13 protein-coding genes are annotated in these 19,088 nt (G+C 46.1%); 7 read left to right on the plus strand and 6 right to left on the minus strand.

Annotated features, from left to right (window positions below; translation table 11 throughout):
- Nucleotides 1-79: 79 nt before the first annotated feature.
- Both SHEWMR4_RS11230 and SHEWMR4_RS11235 read right to left on the minus strand, forming a co-directional pair.
- Nucleotides 80-1,351, minus strand: coding sequence for a sugar MFS transporter (locus tag SHEWMR4_RS11230; RefSeq protein ID WP_011622895.1), 1,272 nt, complete (start codon nt 1,349-1,351; stop codon nt 80-82).
- A 125-nt stretch (nt 1,352-1,476) separates the two neighbouring features.
- The gene (locus tag SHEWMR4_RS11235) at nt 1,477-3,099 is read right to left on the minus strand and encodes an alpha-amylase family glycosyl hydrolase (RefSeq protein ID WP_011622896.1); all 1,623 of its coding nucleotides are present in this window, start codon (nt 3,097-3,099) and stop codon (nt 1,477-1,479) included.
- 498 nt (nt 3,100-3,597) lie between these two features.
- Here SHEWMR4_RS11235 and SHEWMR4_RS11240 point away from each other — a divergent pair, with 498 nt between their 5' ends.
- From SHEWMR4_RS11240 to SHEWMR4_RS11260, 5 genes are all read left to right on the plus strand, one after another.
- Entirely contained in the window at nt 3,598-6,417 is a 2,820-nt protein-coding gene (locus tag SHEWMR4_RS11240; protein ID WP_011622897.1) for a TonB-dependent receptor, read from the plus strand.
- A 129-nt stretch (nt 6,418-6,546) separates the two neighbouring features.
- On the plus strand, nt 6,547-8,544 hold the full coding sequence (locus tag SHEWMR4_RS11245; RefSeq protein WP_011622898.1) for a glycoside hydrolase family 13 protein: 1,998 nt from the start codon (nt 6,547-6,549) through the stop codon (nt 8,542-8,544).
- A 77-nt stretch (nt 8,545-8,621) separates the two neighbouring features.
- Nucleotides 8,622-10,736, plus strand: coding sequence for an alpha-amylase family protein (locus SHEWMR4_RS11250; RefSeq protein WP_011622899.1), 2,115 nt, complete (start codon nt 8,622-8,624; stop codon nt 10,734-10,736).
- A 118-nt stretch (nt 10,737-10,854) separates the two neighbouring features.
- Nucleotides 10,855-11,238, plus strand: a complete 384-nt coding sequence (locus SHEWMR4_RS11255) for a VOC family protein (RefSeq protein WP_011622900.1) — start codon at nt 10,855-10,857, stop codon at nt 11,236-11,238.
- Nucleotides 11,239-11,447: 209 nt separating this feature from the next.
- Nucleotides 11,448-11,657, plus strand: coding sequence for a hypothetical protein (locus SHEWMR4_RS11260; RefSeq protein ID WP_011622901.1), 210 nt, complete (start codon nt 11,448-11,450; stop codon nt 11,655-11,657).
- Nucleotides 11,658-12,266: 609 nt separating this feature from the next.
- Here the strand turns inward: SHEWMR4_RS11260 and SHEWMR4_RS11265 are convergent.
- The 4 genes from SHEWMR4_RS11265 to def form a co-directional block, all read right to left on the minus strand.
- Nucleotides 12,267-14,120: an NERD domain-containing protein/DEAD/DEAH box helicase gene (locus SHEWMR4_RS11265; protein ID WP_011622902.1), complete on the minus strand. Its 1,854-nt coding sequence runs from the start codon at nt 14,118-14,120 to the stop codon at nt 12,267-12,269.
- Nucleotides 14,121-14,236: 116 nt separating this feature from the next.
- On the minus strand, nt 14,237-15,115 hold the full coding sequence (locus SHEWMR4_RS11270; protein ID WP_011622903.1) for a hypothetical protein: 879 nt from the start codon (nt 15,113-15,115) through the stop codon (nt 14,237-14,239).
- A gap of 790 nt (nt 15,116-15,905) precedes the next feature.
- Complete coding sequence (gene rhlP, locus SHEWMR4_RS11275; RefSeq protein ID WP_011622904.1) at nt 15,906-16,754, minus strand: rhombotarget lipoprotein; 849 nt, start codon at nt 16,752-16,754, stop codon at nt 15,906-15,908.
- A 209-nt stretch (nt 16,755-16,963) separates the two neighbouring features.
- Entirely contained in the window at nt 16,964-17,455 is a 492-nt protein-coding gene (gene def, locus SHEWMR4_RS11280) for a peptide deformylase (RefSeq protein ID WP_011622905.1), read from the minus strand.
- Nucleotides 17,456-17,665: 210 nt separating this feature from the next.
- Between def and SHEWMR4_RS11285 the strand changes: the two genes are divergently transcribed.
- Both SHEWMR4_RS11285 and SHEWMR4_RS11290 read left to right on the plus strand, forming a co-directional pair.
- Nucleotides 17,666-18,106 (plus strand): MGMT family protein, encoded by a 441-nt coding sequence (locus tag SHEWMR4_RS11285; RefSeq protein ID WP_109286028.1) that lies wholly within the window; start codon nt 17,666-17,668, stop codon nt 18,104-18,106.
- 129 nt (nt 18,107-18,235) lie between these two features.
- Nucleotides 18,236-19,048, plus strand: coding sequence for a DUF3108 domain-containing protein (locus SHEWMR4_RS11290; RefSeq protein WP_011622907.1), 813 nt, complete (start codon nt 18,236-18,238; stop codon nt 19,046-19,048).
- Nucleotides 19,049-19,088 lie beyond the last annotated feature (40 nt).

The following is a 19,088-nucleotide window of genomic DNA, read 5'->3' on the forward strand; positions in this document are numbered from 1 at the left end:
CTAGTTGCTCTTTCGAAGCGAAAAAGACCAATAAAAAAGCGATCCAAGGGGATCGCTTTTATCGAAATGGCCAATGCCGTTACATCTTAGAGCCTTTCGCCCCATAGAACAGAATAAAACCGTAGCACACCACAGGCAGAATAAAGGCCAATTGAATGCCTAAGTTATCAGCCAACACCCCTTGCAACAATGGCACAATCGCACCACCCACAATGGCTAAACAGAGAATACCGCTACCCTGCGACGTGTGCGGACCTAGGTCACGCAGCGCTAAGCTGAAAATAGTGGGGAACATAATCGAGTTAAATAATCCCACGCCCAAAATCGCCCACATTGCCAGCGTGCCACTGCTGGTGATCGCAACCAGCACCAACAATGCCGCCATCAAGGCATTGAAAGCCAGCACTGTGCCAGCAGGGATTTTTTGCATTACCGCCGAACCGATAAAGCGCCCGACCATAGCGCCGCCCCAGTAATAGGCGATGTAATGGGCCGCTTGCTCTTCTGGCATGCCGACGATATGTGATTCGCCGAGGAAGTTGACTAAGAAGCTACCAATAGACACTTCTGCGCCCACATAAACAAAAATCCCCACCGCACCTAACACCAAATGGGTGCTTTGCAGCGCGCTGGTTTTGCCTAAATGGCTTTGCACTTCGCCCGACGCGGCTTCGCTATGTTCACGGATCACTGGCAAGTCTAGCTTAGCGAAAATCACCGCGAGTACGGCAAGGGCTGCAGCTAACATTAAGTACGGCAGCTTGACCACTTCCGCCTCGGCATTGGCTTGCGCTAATTCAGAAGATGCTGTTGTCGCCACTGAAAGAATCAAAATCGAGCCAAAAAATGGCGCGACCGTCGTCCCTAAAGAGTTGAAAGCTTGAGTCAGGTTTAAGCGGCTCGATGCGGTTTCACTGCTGCCAAGCGCGTTAACATAGGGGTTAGCCGCTACTTGTAATATTGTGATCCCAGAGGCCAATACAAACAAAGCGCCGAGGAATAATCCGTAGGTCGCAAAGGACGCGGCAGGATAGAACAAACCACAGCCGATACTTGCAATCACTAAGCCTGTGACTATGCCTTTTTGATAACCGAGTCGTTTCACTAACTGCCCCGCCGGAATCGACACCAGAAAATAGGCGCCAAAGAAGCAGAACTGGATCAACATCGCTTGGGTGTAATTGAGTGAAAACACCGCCTTAAGATGAGGGATCAGAATATCGTTCAGACAAGTAATAAAGCCCCACATAAAAAACAGTGAGGTCAATGAGACTAACGCAAAACGATAATTACCGTTTCCCGCCTCGCTCACGCTGCTCGTGTGGCTGCTGGTGTTTATAGATGACGCCATAGTTGTGCTCTCTAATCATGTTTTTATTATCTAAAGGGAATGTCCCTTAGGCGTTTTCGTACAACGACAGGCAGTCACAATCAACGTGTGCTGCCCGTCCGAACGAGTGTTATGCCCGTCGAAAACTAGTTCAACAGCGCATAAAAGCAGGCATAGGCCGAGAATGTCAATGTGTCAGCGACCCTTTGCGCAGTTTTCAAGCCATGCCCGGTCAATTCTTGTTGTATGCTGAGCTTATCCAGCACCCACTGGGTTTCTGTGTCTAATAGATTGAAACACACAAGGAGTTTCTGCTCACCCAGTGTTCGCACAAACACCAATAAGGGTTCTGGCGCGTCGAGGAACTCAATCTCCCCTTCGATTAAAATAGGATAGCCTTTGCGCCACGCGAGGAACTGACGATAGCCCTGCAACATTGAAGCGGGATCGGCTTCCTGCACATCGACCGCCAATGCCCTGTGTGCATTCGCCACAGGCAACCAAGGTGTCACTTGGCTAAAGCCGCTAAAATCGGCGTGTTGTTCCCACGGCATCGGAGTGCGGCAACCATCACGGCCCTTAAACATTGGCCAGAAAGTTTTACCGAAGGGATCCTGCAATTCATGGTATTCAATTGGCGCCTCGGTTAAGCCAAGCTCTTCTCCTTGGTAACTACAGACACGGCCGCGAAGTGAGCTGAGCATGGCATTAAGCATTTTCACCATGTCGTGGGTTTGCTTGCCCCGTCCCCAACGGCTGGCGACGCGCTGCACATCGTGGTTACCAATCGCCCAACAAGGCCAACCATCACCAATACTGGCTTCCAGTGCTTCGACGGTTTGGCGAATATAAGCGGCGCTATAGTCATCGGTCAGCAGCTCAAAACTGTAGGCCATATGTAAGCGGTCTTCACCCTTGGTATAGGCAGCCATCACCGCGAGAGAATCCTCAGCGGAGACTTCGCCTAAAGTCACTGCACCCGGATAGCGATTGATCAGTTGGCGTAATTCTTCAATAAATAGAATCGTTTGCGGGCGATCATTATTGTAGTAATGGTACTGATAGGCATAGGGATTATCTTCACTGAACCCACGCCCCTGGCGCTTATCCTTAGGTTTTGCCGGATTATCCCGAAGCTGCTCATCGTGATAACAGAAGGTAATAGCATCTAGGCGGAAACCATCGACGCCCTTCTTCAACCAAAACTCCACATTCTCTAACACGGCTTGACGCACATCGGGATTATGGAAGTTAATATCGGGCTGACTGCGTAAAAAGTTGTGCAGATAATATTGTTGTCTGCGCGGTTCCCACTCCCAGGCGCAACCGCCGAAAATCGCCAACCAGTTGTTTGGCGCCGTCCCATCTTCCTTAGGATCGGCCCACACATACCAATCGGCCTTGGGATTGGTGCGGCTCTCGCGGCTCTCACAAAACCAAGCATGCTGATCTGAGGTATGGCTTAGCACTTGGTCAATAATGACTTTAATGCCACGTTGATGGGCTTTTTCGATCAGCTCATCGAAATCCTGCATCGAACCAAATAGTGGATCCACCTCCCGATAGTCACTGATATCGTAACCAAAGTCAGCCATTGGGGATTTAAAGAACGGCGAAATCCAAATGGCATCCACATTCAGGCTGGCAATATAGTCCAACTTGGTGATAATACCGCGCAGATCGCCAACGCCATCACCATTAGTATCCAAAAGGCTACGTGGATAAATTTGATAGATCACGGCTCCACGCCACCAAGTTAACTCACTCATATTGCCCCTTTATCCTTATTCTTCAGCGCGCTAACCCAAAAACTCTCACATGAGCAGTTACAATCATGTTACTGCGGAGTAAAGGCGCTACGGCTTGTATTAGTGGCAACGAGCATACGTGAACAGGGAAATAAGGTTCAATACACCTGCATACGTATGCAAAACGGACTATCATTAGAATTGTCTGATTAAGATAAAATTAACCCTTTACTAACATAAGGTTGCATTGAAATACCCGGAGATAAAATCGGACTTTTTTTGGCCGAAATCCCTGTTTTTGCGAGCGTCTGACCTATTGAATACGTATGCACAATATTGTGACGCCAAGATTCTCGGGAGTAGTATCTTCACCGTTGCATAACAATTTGGTCATAAACGCAGCACTTATGCAGTCAATTAAGCGCCGAAATACCAAAAAAAGGCCGCAAAAACAATGCGGTAATAACGATAAAACGCTCTACATAAGCGGTAAAAAGCGACTTCAAGGGGAAGATAGAAATGATGCGATTTAAACCCAGCTTGCTGACCTTAGCACTCGTTGCTGCAGGCGCCAGTATGCACTCCTACGCAGCAGATGATGTAAAAGAAAAAGACCTAAAAGCCAAAGATGCCGAAATTGAAGTAATCCAAGTTAAAGGCTTCAGAACCAGTGTGATCAAATCGCTTAATGAAAAACGTTTTGGCGATACCGTATCTGAATCTATCTCTGCCGACGACCTCGGCGCCCTGCCCGACCAATCTATCGCCGATGCGTTAACCCGTTTACCAGGCGTCACCGCTGTTCGTACTGGCGGCCAAGCCAGTGGTTTGAACATCCGTGGTCTGGATGGCGATTTCGTGTTTGCAACCCTCAATGGCCACGAACAGGTGACCACTGGTGGTAAACGTGCCATTGAGTTTGACCAATATCCATCCGAATTAATTAGTCAGGCAGCGGTTTACAAAACACCTAAAGCCTCACTGATCGAAGGCGGCGTGGCCGGTACGGTTGAATTAAAAACCGCCGATCCGCTGAAGAATGACAAAGATCAATCATTCAATATCAATGCCCGTGGCAGCTTTAACGATCGCGCCGATGAAATCTCCGATGCAGAGCAATACGGCAATCGTTTAAGTCTCGCTTATCAAGGTAAATTCCTCGAAGACACCTTAGGGGTGGCAGTGGGCTATGCTCACCTGTATCAACCTTATGTTGCAAGCCAATTCATTGGGTTACGTTTTAATGATGATAAAAAAGACGTTAACGGTGACGGTGTAACCGAAGCGATTAGTGAAGGTTTTGAACTGCAACAAAAAGGCGGCGACGATACCCGTGATGGCTATATGGCTGCTATCCATTGGCAACCGAGTGACAGCCTGAGTGTGAAGGGCGATCTGTTCCACTCTAAATTTACCTCTGAAAACTTTGCCCGTGGTTTCCGCGTCAAGTCATTGAAAAATGGTACTATCAGTGATGCCGTTGTCGAAAACGGTTCTATGACGGGTGGTACAGTCTCTACTGATGGCACGGATAACTTTGCGGTTTTCGTGATCAACGATAACGACTCAAAATACTCAGAATTGACTTCAGGCTCTTTGAACCTTGAGTGGAATAACGGTGGCGCACTGACAGTGGCGGCCGATGTCAGCTATTCCAAAGCCGATGGTGAATTCGTTAACGGCGGTACTCGCGCCGTGTTGTACGATGATCTGGGCAATGAAGTTCGTTCAGCTGAGTCTGTTACTTATCAACTGAATGGCTTAAATCCTGCGGATGTCAGCTTTGCTAACGACTACACCAATACCTCGACCCTAGGTCTGAAAGAAGTGGGTATGTGGCCCTATAATCAGCAAAACGATCTGATTGCCTACAAACTCGATTTTAACTATGTCTTAGACACCAGCTTTGTCTCTTCTGTTGATTTTGGTGTGCGTTATGCTGAACGTGAATTCAACGCACAGCGTTCACAGGCAGGTTACGGTTTCGAGTTTGGTAAAAACCCTGATAATCAACCAGTCCTAGCACTGAACGGCGATATGGCCAAAGTGGTTGATTTTGGTGGTGAATTAGCAGGTTACCCAAGTTTCCTCGCCATTGACTTTAACAAAGCCATTGAACTGGTGAACGCACAACTGGCGGCAACTGGCCAATCACCTTTCACTCCAACGGCGAACTGGTCAAATAACTGGACCATGATCCAAAGCGGCGCGGTCAATGAAGATGTATTAGCCGGTTACGTGCAGGCAAACTTAGACTTCGATATCGGCGATGTTAAAGTCACAGGTAACTTAGGTGTACGTGTCGTACACACAGATCAAAGCAGTACTGGTCTGCAACAAGTTGGTTATGGTTTAGGTGAAGCCATTACCGATGAGCAAGGCGTCGTAAGCACGGATTATATCCGTAACAAGGTCGGCAAAACCTATACCGACTACTTACCGTCACTGAACTTAACCTTCCACCTGACTGAAAACGATCAACTGCGTTTTGCAGCGGCCTCTGTGATGTCACGCCCACCAATCGACAAGTTAAAGTCAGGTATGGGTTCTTGGTATGACGACTCTGCTACGCCTGGATACAAAAAGTACAATGCGTGGGGTAACACCAGTCCGTTATTAGATCCTTTCTATGCGGATCAATATGACTTGTCCTACGAGCACTACTTTGAAGAGTCTGAAGGTGCGGTCGTTGTGGCCTTGTTCTATAAAGATATTAAATCTTTCATCAACAACTTCACTATTCAACCATTTGATTTTGAAGCGAATGGCTTTATCGTGCCCGATACCATTATCGACAATGGCGTTGAGTTCCCAGTTGTTAAAGATGAAGGCCAATATCAAACAGCCATCAACAACGATAAAGGCGGTTATATCCGTGGTATCGAGTTAGGCTATACCCAAGTGTTTGATTTCCTACCGTCACCTTTAGATGGTTTAGGTTTCACTGGTAGCTATTCCTATTCAGACAGTGAAGTGGAATTCACTACAGACTTAAGCGGTTCTAACCTGACCATTCCATTACCAGGTCTGTCAGAAAACGTGCTGAACACTACCCTGTTCTACACCTTGGATGGTTTCGATACCCGTGTGAGCATGAGATACCGTAGTAGTTATGTGTCAGAGCAAGTTGCGGTTGAATCTCAACTGGCGTTCTTTGATGCAGAAACGATTGTGGATTATCAGGCTTCTTATGCGCTGGACAACGGACTTAAGTTCCTGTTCCAAATCAATAACCTCACCGATGAGCCTAATAAAACTTACTTTGGTGAAGAGCATCAAACCGGAACAATTCAATACTTCGGTAGACAATATTTCCTTGGTTTAACCTACTCTCTGTAAGCTGTCATCGTAAAAGCCTGCTTCACTGTGAAGCAGGCTTTTCTTTTTACCCATAATAATAGTGAGATGATACGCCGCTCTTTATTTCTAAAGTCACACTTAAAACCTACCCGATAAAAGGCCCATAGTATGATACGTCACAGTCTACTCTTCGCCCTTGTGTTAACCGCCTCTTCTCCCTTATCTATTTCGGCGCAGACCAACAATAGCCCCGTCAGCAGTACAGCATCTTTTCATCTTGAGCCGCTCTCTTGGTGGGCGGGCATGCATAATCCAAAGTTGCAACTGATGCTCCACAGCAATGCACTGCCCGCGGATGCGACGCAACTTAAGGTTGAGATTACTGGCCAAGATGTGGTGTTTGAAGGAATAGAGCAGACGGATAATCCCCATTATTTGTTCATCAATTTAGATTTGCGCCAAGCCAAGCCGCAGACCTTTGATATCCGCATTCTCGCTGGCGACAAGCAGCTCTTCAAACTGCCCTACACTTTAGCTGCGCGGGCAGATGGCAGCCGCGAACGCCAAGGCTTTAGTAATAAAGATGTGATTTACCTTATCACCCCAGACCGATTCGCCAATGGCAACCCAAACAATGACAATCAAGCCGATATGCTCGAGCATGCGGCGCCTGATAATTCCGATGGCCGCCATGGCGGCGATATCGAAGGTATACGCCAGCACTTAGATTACTTAGCCAAATTAGGTGTCACTCAGCTATGGATTAACCCACTGCTTGAAAATAACCAAGCCCAATACTCCTACCATGGTTACGCCATTACCAATCTGTATCGGGTCGACCCGCGTTTTGGCAGCAATCAGGATTACCAAAAGTTAGTCACAGAGGCCAAACAGCATGGTCTTGGGGTGATTAAAGACGTAGTACTTAACCATATTGGCTCAAACCATTGGTGGTTAAAGGATTTACCGAGCAGTGACTGGCTCAATTACCCACAGCAGCCCAATGTCACTGATGCTAATACGGCTCCAGCCGCCAGTTTTACCAGCCCTAGTTTTACGAGCCCGAGCTTTACCAGTCATAGACGCACCACAGTGCAAGATCCCTACGCCGACACACAAGATAAAAGTGACTTTGTCGACGGTTGGTTTGTCGATTCGATGCCCGATCTCAATCAGCGCAACCCAAAAGTTGCGACTTATCTTATTCAAAACAGCATTTGGTGGGTGGAATACGCGGGGCTTTCGGGCATTCGCGAAGACACCTATTCCTACGCCGATAAAACCTTTTTAGCCCAATGGTCAAAGGCCTTAATGGCCGAATACCCACATTTTAATATTGTCGGTGAAGAGTGGACCGCCAATCCCATTACCGTCTCCTATTGGCAAAAAGGCAAAATCAATGCCGATGGCTATCGCTCGGATTTACCTAGCCTGATGGACTTTCCACTCAATGAAAAGCTGGTTGAAAGCCTGAACGAGCCCGAAGGCTGGGATACTGGTTTTATCAAGCTTTACGAGATGTTAGCGAATGATGTGGTGTATGCTAATCCAAGTCAGTTAGTCCTCTTTGAAGGCAACCACGACACCAATCGGATTTATAGTCTGCTTAAAGAAAACCTGCCGCTGTACCAAATGGCCCTCACCTATGTGTTAACGGCAAAACGCATTCCACAGCTGTTTTACGGCACAGAAGTATTAATGACCAGCCCAACCGAAGGCCGCCACGACGGTGTCGTGCGTAGCGATTTTCCGGGTGGCTTTGCTAATAGCAAAGTCAACGGTTTTAGCGGTAAAGGGCTTAACGTAAAACAGCAGCAAGCGCTTGCGTTTGTGCGCACCCTACTTAATTACCGTAAACATTCAGCCGCGCTGCAAACGGGCGATTTACTGCACTTTGTGCCACAAAACGGCATTTATGTGCTATTTCGATGCGCGGCAAAACGTCCCGCAGCGGGCAATGCCTGCTACCAAGCCGATGCGGATAAAGTGATGGTGATTTACAACAAGAATGACCAAACACAAACGCTGGATTTAAGCCGCTTTAACAAGGTATTGGCGGGAAATACCTCGGCGAACTCAGTCTTCACAGGTGATAAGTTCAAGCTTAATCAATCAGTTACTCTGCCCCATGCTGGCGTTATGCTGCTTGAACTCAATCATCAATAACCCATACTACTAAGCATGCTTAGCTAACAACGCGGCCAAACCACAGTTTGGCCGCCAAGTCAGTAAAGGAATCTAGGTTGAATTTTCTATTATCTAACAGCAGCAAACGTCGCGCTTATCGCTGGCAACAGGGATTTAGCATACTGGCCCTCAGCAGCATTAGCACCTTTTGCACCATGGCCGCACCAGCAATCAGCACTCAAGCAACGGCGGCTAAAACCATGGCTGCCAATCCAAATGTGGCCGAAGGCGAAATCCTGCCAGCCCGTCACAATGACGAGCAAGCAAATAAGTTTAAACCCGTTGTTTATCAAATTTTTACCCGACTCTATGGCAATAAAAACACCACCAATAAACCTTGGGGCACGATTAGCGAAAACGGTGTGGGTAAATTTAATGATATTGATGACATAGCACTCAAAAGTATCAAAGACTTAGGCGTTACCCATGTGTGGTATACGGGTGTGCCCCACCACGCCTTAATTGGCGATTACAGTGCAATTGGCGTAAGTCACGATGATCCCGATGTGGTTAAGGGCCGCGCCGGTTCGCCCTATGCGGTTAAAGATTATTACAACGTAAACCCCGATTTAGCAGTCTACCCCGCCAAGCGCTTACAGGAGTTTCAGGCTCTTATCGAGCGCACCCACAAGCAAGGCTTAAAGGTGATTATCGATATAGTCCCTAACCATGTGGCGCGTAATTACCATTCCATCACTAAGCCCGAGGGCGTGCGTGATTTTGGTGAAGATGATAATCAAACCCTTGAATATGAAAGGCATAATAACTTTTACTATGTGACTGATAAAAAGCAATCCTCTGGCTTTCAAGTGCCCGATTTGCCTGATACCCTCAAACCGTTAGGCGGCGAATCGCATCCCCTAAGTGATGGTCAATTTGAAGAGATCCCCGCCAAATGGACTGGCAACGGCTCACGCCTTGCCAAACCGGATATGAATGACTGGTATGAAACCGTTAAAATCAATTACGGTGTCCGCCCCGATGGCAGCCATGATTTCCCCGCACTGCCGCCACGCTATGCCACACTCGGCGCCGAGCAGCACTATGCTTTTTGGCAGCAACATAGCCATGAATTACCTAACTCTTGGATCAAGTTCAATCAAATTGCCCAATATTGGTTAGCGATGGGAGTCGATGGATTTCGTTACGATATGGCCGAAATGGTGCCAGTCGAGTTTTGGAGCTATTTAAATAGTCATATAAAACATAGCCATCCCGAAGCCTTTATCTTAGCAGAGGTCTATAACCCTGCGCTGTATCGCGACTATATTCATCTCGGCAAAATGGACTACCTCTACGACAAGGTCGATCTTTACGACACCCTCAAAGCCATTATGGCAGGACAAAAAAGTACCGCGCAGATCGCCGCGGACCAGGCCAAAGTGCAAGATATCGACTCGCATATGCTGCATTTTTTAGAAAACCACGACGAGCAGCGCATCGCCAATGCCGCCTTTTTAGGCGTATTAACTGGTAACACCTCGACAGATGCGGTCGATCCCCGCTACGCCCTGCCTGCAATGGTGGTGTCGGCGACCTTAAGTACCTCACCCACCTTGCTTTATTTCGGTCAAGAAGTGGGAGAAGCGGCGACGCAAAACCTAGGCTTTGGCCATGCGTCACGCACCAGTATTTTTGATTATGCGGGTGTTCCCGCCCATCAGCGCTGGATGAATCAAGGTAAATTTGATGGTGGCCAATCAACCGCCGCAGAAGTTGCGCTACGTACCTATTACCAAAAATTATTGAACCTGAGCACGGGGAAAAATGCACCCGCGCTCTTAGGGAAATATCACTCGCTAGATGCTGCCAACCGCAGCGCGGTATCGGCTGCAAAGGCTAGCAATAAGGCTAGCAATAAGACAAACAATGGCAGCGCAACGGGTTATGATGACTCAACCTTTGCCTTTGTCCGCTTTGAGGCCCATACAGCCAATAGCAAAGGTCAAAAGCTGATTATTGTCAGTAACTTTAGTCAAACCCAAGCCAAGTTATTTTCCCTTAAACTCCCCAAATCTTTGATTGCGCAATGGCAGTTAACCGATGCAAGCTATCCGCTTAAGGATTTACTGGAAGAACATACGGCGCAGTTAATTGTCGAGCGAGGTGAAGGACAGGTTCAGTTGCAGCTTGCACCTCTCTCCTCCGCGATATTTGAACTCGTCCACTAGCCAGCTAGCGAAGTAAGATAAAAATCATAGGTTAGCGCCAGAGTCACACTTAGTTGTGACTCTGGCTTTTTTAAAACACACTCGCATAAACATCAGTTAAACAGTACAGAGGCAAGCCATGTTACTCGGCATTCACCATGCAGCGATTATTTGCAGTGACTATCAAAAGTCGAAACACTTTTATGTGACTATTCTTGGCCTTAGCGTGCTTGCAGAGCATTATCGTGAGGCGCGCCAGTCTTACAAACTCGATTTACAACTGCCGGATATGAGCCAAATCGAGTTGTTTTCCTTCGAAAATCCTCCCAAACGCCCTAGCTATCCAGAGGCATGCGGCCTTAGACATCTCGCCTTTCGCGTTGCATCGATTGAAACGGCGATCGAGCATCTTACGGCCCATGATATCGCCGTCGAACCTGTCCGCATCGACGAATACACAGGCAAAAAGTTCACCTTCTTTAGCGATCCCGACGGCTTACCCCTAGAGTTATATGAGCTATAACCAGAATCCTCACTGTATTAAAAATATAAATAAAACAGTGCACTAAAATAGTGGATTCACGCAACGAATAAGATGAATAAAGCTTAATTACGCAAAGGGATATTTAGCAGTAGACTCAATTCAGCGGCGCAGCACTAGCCCATCATTTGACCAAGATGGCAGAGTAAAAGGGCTACGCTTACCAAGCGCTAATCATTGAGGAACTCAAGGTGTTTGATAATCCAGCAATATTGTTATGGAGTTTAGTCTTTGGCCTCTTTGGTCTTGGCTTTTTCACCTACGGCAAGCGCCAAGCCGCCCCCATCCCTCTGGCCGTCGGCCTCACCCTGATGATTTACCCTTATTTTGTCACCAATCTCGCGCTACTTATCGCCATCGGCATCGCCCTTATCGCACTCCCCTATTTTGTAAGGATATGATTAAGTAGTAGAAATACTCAAAGCCAGAAATGCGTTGAATAACTGACAGGATTAAAATAAAGCTGAGTGGTTGATAAATTCTTAGAATTTAAAACTGCTTTGCAGGTATTGGCTTATAGCGAGCCATGGTATTTACTCATTGACATGGTGAATAGAAACCTAATTTCTAAGCTTATGAACCAGAGCCATGATCGTTCTCATTCGTCCCTGCATGGCACGACATTCAGGCGTCCTGCCTATCAGATGGCGAACTTGCCATTAAACACGGATATTGTTCAAGTGCATGCAGGGCCGTCCCGTCTGATGTGAATGGATTCACGAATGCCGCGTTCACATGGCCAATGATGTTCCCGACACCATACTGGCATTTCCTAAATCCCTATGGGTCAGATGTTAATTAGCGGCCATGTCGCCAACGGTCACTGGTTCCCCAATGCCAGTTTTAACTTCCTATTTGCGATATGTACGTAAAAAGCTAAGGGACATTTTCGAGTTAAAGCCTTAACTCAAACGCGTTTGCTTCAGATAAAAATATCTATCGGTAACGCCTGAATTAAGCCGCGAAGCGGCGTCGGCTTGAATGAATTGTTAGACCGCAACACGCATACGTTACATTTTTTCATAGTTCGGCCACGATTTTCCGAATTCAGCAAGGGAGCTTGCACGCGAAACAACTGTTAAATAGCTACCCACTTCATGCCGTTTTAGCCGAGTTAGGCCTGCATAGATCAATGCGTAGTCTTGATTGTCCTCTACAAAGAGAACAATTGCACGGGACTCCCAGCCTTTGAAGCTATGCAGCGTTGTTGCTTTGACTCTGGCGTCCCCCATATAGAACCCCATCTTCTTCCTGCGCGATTCTTTTTTATCGGAGCTGTATGTGTGGACTGCATTAACTCCTTTTGACTCAAGAACACTCACCACGGCTGCCCCCATCTTTTGAGTTCCTGTTAAAAATGTAATGTCCGTAATCGCTAGAATGTCATTTTCGGCTCTCGGTGCCATTTTCAGAATTTCTTCTGCACAGACCTGCACCTCATTTCCTTCAGATACTTGCACCCATAGCAGTAAGCATGGATAAAGGTCAAGCTCGCCCTGAGGGCCGTTTGGCAAATCGACCGTATCACTTGGCAAGTATTGATCAGCAAAATTTCGTGCGATTTCCATCGCTGTAGGCGGAAGTCTGTAGCACGTCTGAAGCTCCGCCCATCTACCGCCAGGAAATCCCGCGCCAGTCATGGCCTCGTCAGTCCACGATCGAGCAGTTCCGTAGATGTCCTGTGTCGCATCAGCGACGAGCAACATCTCTCCACCTGTTCGACACACTTTTCTCAGTACGTTCCACCAAGTAGGAAGAAAATCTTGTCCTTCATCTACGAGCACGGCATCGTATCGTTGTATAGATTCTTCAGAATCTTTATCTATACAGCTTGCGATGAGCGCAGGAAGTTGTGTGCTTAGGACATGATCTTGTTGACCTTCGCCGCCTTTCCAAAGGTTGCGATATTCATCTTCACGGTCAGATTCTTCGCAGACCCGTTTACACCACGAATGGAAATTCAGCCAAGTTATTCCCTGCCTTGTCCGGCCGTGAGAATTTGGCCATCTCACAGCCACATCCATCAGGTAGTGGAGCAATGTGATGTTGAAGGTAACAACAAGGACTTCTTTACCCTCACCAAGCAACTGCGCCGCTCTAGCCGCAAGAATTAGGGATTTGCCAGAGCCTGCCGGCCCTTTGATTCGCCTGTAGCCAGATTGAGTGCGCGAAGTTACATAACCCCTTTGTGCGACATCCAGCTCAATAGGCTTTCGCTGAGTGGCGGCATAGTCTGGCTCAACAAGCCAGTTCCTCATATCGTTAGCTTGGTCTTCAGTCATAAACTTCGACGAAGATCGACGGCCTTCTGGAAACACTAGGTCAATTCTGTTTTCTGAAATTGCTTCGGCGCCAGAGATCGGATTGTATTGAGGCCAATCCAGCATCCCTCTGTGCGCCAAGCAAGGCCTCAATAAGTCACTTATTTGATCTTGTCTGGCAAACGGAAATATCGCGCCAGCAGTGATAGTGGCAAAACCTGCCTGCCCATCCAGCCTTGGACAGTAAAGATTATGTATCTCCTGCTTGTATCTAAATACCTTCTCAATAGGATTTTGATTTTGAATTGAGAACGACTTGCGACCATCGCTTGCACATAGCTTTGGAGCCTTCCCATCTCTCTTCTCAGTCCAATACTGCATTGCATCGAGGTTCCAGTCTTTAACCTCAAACACAGCAATCCCAACACTGGGGTTCAGAAGGACAAAGTCTGGCCTTAACCCATTTAGGTGAGGCTGGATGTAGATTTCCCATTCTGGCGCCAACTTCTCATTGAAGAGATTGAAAACCAGTCGTTCGCCTTCGGTAAGCGGCTGGCGCAGCTTCTCCAATTGGTCAATCGACGGTGATACGAATCGCTTCACTTCTTCGCGAACTCCTGCCTTGCGGCTTAATGCCTTACTAAACGGCGTGAAATTGTTGGCTAAAATGGCGAGGAACGAGCGCTAGCCAACTGTTTGGCGTCCGTTTAAGTAACTTGTTATCTGAATACATCATCACCAAATTGGTCATAGTCATACATAAAAGCTTCAATTGACTTAGATTTAGAAACCTTATCTGTATTGTTGCGAATATAATCATCAAAACTTTCTTTATGTTGCTCAGGAATTTTATCGTAAGCCTCTGCTATTGCCTCACATTTTTCCACAATATAATTTATAAAACCATCAGGCCACCAATACTCTCTAGGTTTTATTGTGCCTTTACCGAGTTCAATTTTACTCGATTTCATTAATTCAGGTTCTTTAACACGTATAAAGCCGAGAATTATAAATGAAGGTAATTTAGTATAAATAAATGCATCGGTAGAATTACCAATAATGTCCATAGCCATTGTTCTTAAAAAATAGCGATTGATATTAGATGGTAATCCCATTTCAGTTGTTGATTCAATTCTCTCAAGTGGAAAGACATGCTGTTCATATTGATACAATTCAGAGGTTTTACCCTGTAAGAAGTCAGATAAGCATTTCTCTGCTTTATCTAAAGCTTCATTATATTCTTTAGGTTTAGTGCTTCTATCATTTTTACTACTAATAAAGCCCAATGTACGCCATGAAACTGAAGCACAAAACTTTGCCATCCAACTATCGTATTCTGCGACACACTCGCCTTTATCTACGAAAGGAAAGAAAACTTTGTTAGCAAAGCTTCTTTCCCATCCAGAAAACAACTCTTCGCATTCACCACAAAGCCAATGTTCCTTTGCAATATCTTGTGCTCTTTTATGTACGGAGCGACCTTCTCTGATATAACCTGTAACAGATGTTTTTTTCACCCATTTACCGACAAATTTAGGGATAAAATGACTAACTTTGAGTTTTGATTGCTTTTTGCATAGCTTACATGTTCCTTGCACCGTACTCTCCATTATTCAGATAACATTTTATTCGTGCGCATGCGCGTTTATCATGTTAGACCAGTGAAAACGCGCACTGTTAACTATCTGTATGCAAAGAACTTATCAGCTTTCTGCCAAATACACCATCTTGAAAAACGCGCATGCGCGTTTTTCAAACCTATTAACTAAAAGCCAATCACTGTAGTTAATTGATTTTATAGAGTTTTATTTATTGCGAATGGAATTGGTGCGCACTGATTTTGTCTAAAAATCATACCAAAACACCTAAATTTAAATACGACTGTATACCCATACATTGTTAGTCGATTTATGGTAGGGCAAAACATAGGTAACTAGATGAGAGTTTGTATGGCTACAGGTGTAGGAATTTTCGGTTGATCTAACGAGCCGAAACAAGGAATGGGGCAAAAGCTTTTAGCCAGATGAACAGTTCAATGGCCGTAAAGATTGTCATTGTTGCAATAGTGACCGTTGGCGACATGGCCGCTCTTTCACATCCATGTGAACGCGGCATTTACACTTCCATGTGTTGCAGATGCCGCCGTCGAGCCTATAGGGATATATTTACGGCGAGTCACTGGGGAAACAATGACAATTCATGCTGCACTATTGACGACAAAGTTATCTTGCTTTGGGGCAAAAGCTTTTCGCGGAATTAACCGTGTCATGGTTAGTTAAGATTGCCATCAATACAGCAGTGCTCTTAACGGCATAAATATCATCCTAACTAACCTTCACTATCTCACCTTCCCTATCTGAATAAATGGCCCAAACCCAATCAACTCAACTATTCTCGGCAGATAGTTAAACGGCGAATTGCAAATATGCTAAGCAGCGAAAGGATTAATAGGGATAAACTGCCACCGCCGCTATAACCTTGTTTATGTTCAATGGTTGCAATATGTTCTTCTTTCACGCGGGTTTTAAAGCGGGCTAATTCGGCGTCTAAGTTAGTGATCATATCGTTTACCGCTAGTTCAAAACCTTCAGCGGATTTTTCACGTAACACATTGGTGACGCTCACCGCGGTTGAAGTATCTGTAAGTTGGTTGATGCCGGGCGCCCTAAACAACATCTTTTGGCTGCGCATATCAAATACCGCAGTGTCGACAAAGGTTTGGATCGCGTTTTCATTGCCGGGCACCATATACATGCCGACTATGGTCCAATACAGCAGTGAAGCCTTATTCTCGCTGCTTTGTAACAGTTGATCGTAAGACACCAGCGCCATCACATCGACATCGTGTAAGCGGGCGACCTGCTGCAAGGTGCTAAAGCCTTTACCATTTTTAAGGTAAGTGCTGGGGATTAATTCGATACGGTCAATAAAGTCATATTTAACAAAGGATTGTTTCACTTTATCCAGCAAGGCGATTTGCGAGCTGCTATCGAGGACTTCGAATTGCCAATGGGTGGAAGGTAAAAAGGCGATGCCAACCGTGATGGGAAGACGCAAAACCGGAATACTGGGTTGCTGAGCCTCGCGTTGTTTATCATCGGGATAGAGATATTCAACCAGACTGCTGGAAACTACGTTTTTTTCGGTGGTGTTACCGTTAAAAAAAACACTGCAACCACCAAGCAAGATGCTAATCGATGCCAGCGCCCCCACAAGCGCAATGAATTTTGTTTTCATCTGTTTCCCTACCGTATCCTTACTGCGCACAGGCCATGCAACCCGTGCATATTGCCGCTACCTTAGCGAGTCATTGCTGTAAAAACAAGCCGTTAACTTCACATATCGCGCTTTTGTTTGGCTATTTTAGGCTTAGAAACAACAAAGCCGCATCGGAATGCGGCTTTGACTTAGATAATGACGACAATCAGTTGAGCAAATTCATCTGCTTAGGCGTATTTACGCACTTTTTTCAACGCGATTTGCTGCTTTAATGCCGATAAATGTTCGATAAACACTTTACCGTGTAAATGGTCGATTTCGTGTTGTAAAACAATGGCTAAAAAGTCATCAGTTTCGATTTCAATCGCTTTGCCCTGTCTATCTAAGGCAGTGACTTTAACCTTTTCAAAACGGCTCACTTTTGCGCGATAGCCAGGGATAGAAAGACAGCCTTCTTCACCCACGTATTCGCCTGACTTTTCAACAATCTCTGGATTAATCAGCACTAAGGGTTGATCGCGATTTTCGGATAAATCGATCACAATCACCGCATCTGTACTACCCACTTGGGTCGAGGCCAGACCGATACCATCATCGGTGTGGTACATGGTTTCGATTAAATCATCGATAAATCCCTGAATCGCTTCAATGTCTTTTACGGGTTGTGCTTTGCGCTTTAGACGCTCATCGGGAATTGTCAGAATATCGAGTACAGCCATGCCTGTTTCATCTCTTAGTGAGTCAAAAAATTTGGCGCTATTATGAACTATTCCTGTGTTTTCTCAATATTCAAAACTAAATAGTTTAATAAAAATCATTACAATCGGTTTTTTAGATTTAAATTGCAGCAATATCAGCCGTCCTCTGTTTCACTTAGGCGGAAATTAACGCTACACTGGCTCACCTCATTCATGGTTTTATTTGGCATCATCATGCGGTTTGCAAAAGATAAATCCCCACTTTATCGCTACTTAGAGCAAGATAAGGCCATTACGCCAGACGAAACGAACAGCACACAAGAGACACAAAACACCCTCTCGCCGATGGCAAAGATTTGGCATATTGTCGCGATGATCCCGCCCGGCAAAGTCAGCAGTTATGGCAAAGTGGCCGATTTTGCAGGTTTACCCGGGCGTGCCCGCTATGTGTCGAAGGCGCTCAAATCGGCCCCCGAACATTTGTCACTTCCTTGGCATAGAGTACTCAACAGCCAAGGGAAAATTTCCTTCGAAAAGCATTCAGTCTCCTTTCAGGAACAGATGGAATTATTGCGTATTGAAGGCGTTACAGTGAACTGTGGCAAAGTAGACTTGTCTGAGTTTGAGTGGCAACCGGATATGGCAACCTTAGTGATGTCAATCCCCTTCTAGTTTAATATATTGATCTATAAACTGTTTACACCCGATATGGCCTCAGCTATAAACAATTAAGCTTGGCAGTTCAGCCAATGAGATAAGCGGTGTTAGCCGAAATCTGTTTGCGATATAAAGGAGCATTAATTGCGCACAATTCCAACGTTATTCGTGAGTCTCGCACTCACCCACAGCGTATTTGCGATGGCGGCGCCAACGCCTTTAACGCCTCAAACTGCTGAATATCAAGTTAATTATGGTGATATTGAGTTGGGTAAGGCCAAGTATCAACTGCCCGCCATGGAGGATGGGATCTACAAATATCGCTTCGACAGCGATCTTAGCCTGTTATTACTGACCGATGTGCGCCATGTGCTGAGTGAGTTTGCCCAGGATGGCAATCAATTATTACCCCTGCGCTATTTGCATGAGCGCCAAGGTGTCGGCCCGAATTTTATCGAGCAAACCGCCTTTGCCAAGGGGCAAGGGATGATCCACACCCGTTATAAGGATGAAAAAGGTAAATTCCCCTTCGAAGGCGATATTTTCGATCCGTTAATGGTGCAGTTGCAGTTTCGTCTCGATATCAGCGCTGGTAAAGAAGTGCTTGATTATAAGATGATTAAATCTAACGAACTCGATGAATACAAATTCCATGTGATTGGTAAGGAACGGATGACAATTGAGAGTGGCAGTTACGATACAGTCAAAATTGAGGTCGTGCGGGACAATAATAAACGCCAAACCTTCTTCTGGATGGCGCCGGATTTAGCCTACCTCCCCGTTCGTCTAACGCACTTTGAAAAAGGCAGTAAACAGCTGGATATCAAACTGCTGAATTATCATTTCGACGATGTGCCAGTCGAAGTCGTGCCCGCAGCCGTTGAAGCCGCTACCGTTGAAACAGATGTTGCGACGGAGCAGAAAGTGCCTAAACTCCTCGGCACAGGCGCGAATTAAGCCTGATATACCGTTATCGCTGGTTTAAGTCGGATTGAGT

The sequence above is a fragment of the Shewanella sp. MR-4 genome, assembly GCF_000014685.1.
Classification (GTDB): domain Bacteria; phylum Pseudomonadota; class Gammaproteobacteria; order Enterobacterales; family Shewanellaceae; genus Shewanella.